Raw genomic sequence first — 2,169 nt, 5'->3', positions numbered from 1 at the left:
AAGCGATTTCGACAAAGAAACAGGCGAATTAAAATGACAAAAAGGAGGTAGATTGAATGATTACTAGAGAAGATGAGGCGAATTTTCCTGATTTTAAAACAGTGTTGGAAGCAAAACAATATTTTAGAAAACGTTATGGCAAAAGCTATCGTGAAGGTGGCCGTGAGCAATTAGACGAAAATCATATTTGCTATTTTGACGAAGTTGATTATCAACCTGTTCAAATTTCTGTTTTTGATGATGGATCGGTTTTAGTTCATGTGGTTTATTGAGATACAAAAGATGTTCAACAAACGGGCCATTTAACGGAATAAGTGATGAAAACTGAATTTAAAACTTAGTCTGTATGTGGTAAAATGTTTCAATCAAGATTAGGAGGCATTAATTATGAAGTGCAATGAATGTAACAGGGTTCAATTAAAAGAGGGAAACGTATCATTAGCCCTATAAACTGCGTCTACCCTCATTATTGGAGGGCGAAATGTGAATACGTCTTATTCACAATCAAATTTACGACACAACCAAATTTTAATTTGGCTTTGCGTTCTATCTTTTTTTAGCGTATTAAATGAAATGGTTTTGAACGTCTCATTACCTGATATTGCAAATGATTTTAATAAATCACCGGCGAGTACAAACTGGGTGAACACAGCCTTTATGTTAACCTTTTCTATTGGAACAGCTCTATATGGAAAGCTATCTGATCAGCTAGGCATTAAAAGGTTACTCCTATTTGGGATTATAATAAATTGCTTCGGATCGGTAATTGGGTTTGTTGGACATTCTTTTTTTCCCATACTTATTCTGGCTCGATTTATTCAAGGAGCTGGTGCAGCTGCATTTCCAGCACTCGTGATGGTTGTAGTTGCGCGCTATATTCCAAAGGAAAATAGGGGTAAAGCGTTTGGTCTTATTGGCTCCATAGTAGCTATGGGAGAAGGTATCGGTCCAGCTATTGGTGGAATGATAGCTCATTTTATCCATTGGTCTTATCTTCTGCTCATTCCAATGATGACAATTATCACTGTTCCGTTCCTTATTAAATTGTTGAAAAAAGAAGTAAGGATAAAAGGTCATTTTGATATTGTAGGAATTATACTAATGTCAGTGGGCATTGTATTTTTTATGCTGTTTACAACATCTTATAACATTTCTTTTCTGATCATCAGTATTCTGTCATTCCTGATATTTGTAAAACATATTAGGAAAGTAACAGAACCTTTTGTTGAACCTGCACTGGGGAAAAATATTTCTTTTATAATTGGTGTCCTTTGTGGAGGACTTATATTTGGTACAGTAGCAGGGTTTATCTCTATGGTTCCTTACATGATGAAAGATGTACATCAACTAAGTACTGCTGCAATTGGCAGTGTGATTATTTTCCCTGGAGCAATGAGCGTTATTATCTTCGGTTACATTGGTGGATTACTTGTTGATAGAAAAGGTCCATTGTACGTGTTAACCATTGGAGTTACATTTCTTTCCGTTAGCTTTTTAATTGCTGCCTTTTTTTTAGAAGTAACACCATGGTTACTGACAATTATATTAGTTTTTGTTTTTGGTTGGCTGTCATTCACCAAAACAGTTATATCTACAATTGTTTCAAGTAGTTTGAAACAAAAGGAAGCTGGTGCCGGAATGAGTTTGCTTAATTTTACCAGTTTTTTATCAGAGGGAATAGGTATTGCAATTGTTGGTGGTTTATTATCTGTACGCTTACTGAATCAGAAGTTGCTACCTATGGACCTTGATCAATCCACTTATTTGTATAGTAATATGCTATTCCTTTTTACAGGAGTCGTTGTTACTAGTTGGCTGATCACCTTGAATGTATATAAACGAAGACAAATTCAATTTAAAAGTTGAATACCAGAGATAAATTAAATGACTTCTAGCTTTCTTAAGCAATCGGGCGCGATTGTTGAAGATCAGAAAATTTTTAAGAGGTGGCAAATTTGCCACCTCTTTTTATTTTCTTCGGCTAAAAGTGAAACTTTCTGCAGAAGAAAATACGTGGCAATTGTCAACGGTAAATGTCTGACTGAAGCGACAGCGAAAGGAATTTAAGGAGTTGACAATTTTGCTACACCCGAACCCTCTTGGCTCGTCAAAAGGCAACACCTTTTGACCTGCCAACCGGCGAGGGAGCCCCCTCAAAAAGTGAGGGGG

The 2,169-nt window shown here is 36.1% G+C and carries 3 protein-coding genes; all 3 read left to right on the top strand.

Features of this window, described 5'->3' with window-relative positions:
* Positions 1 to 56 precede the first annotated feature (56 nt).
* The 3 genes from BO48_RS16705 to tet(L) all read left to right on the top strand — a co-directional run bounded on the left by BO48_RS16705 (position 57) and on the right by tet(L) (position 1,866).
* Positions 57 to 272: a hypothetical protein gene (locus BO48_RS16705; RefSeq protein ID WP_039043706.1), complete on the top strand. Its 216-nt coding sequence runs from the start codon at positions 57 to 59 to the stop codon at positions 270 to 272.
* 115 nt (positions 273 to 387) lie between these two features.
* Complete coding sequence (locus BO48_RS16700; protein ID WP_013762478.1) at positions 388 to 450, top strand: tetracycline resistance efflux system leader peptide; 63 nt, start codon at positions 388 to 390, stop codon at positions 448 to 450.
* Positions 451 to 483: 33 nt separating this feature from the next.
* On the top strand, positions 484 to 1,866 hold the full coding sequence (gene tet(L) / locus BO48_RS16695; RefSeq protein WP_078801606.1) for a tetracycline efflux MFS transporter Tet(L): 1,383 nt from the start codon (positions 484 to 486) through the stop codon (positions 1,864 to 1,866).
* Positions 1,867 to 2,169: the final 303 nt, after the last annotated feature.

This window comes from Lacicoccus kunmingensis DSM 17847 (genome assembly GCF_059568765.1).
This window is presented reverse-complemented; position numbering and strand designations above follow the sequence as displayed.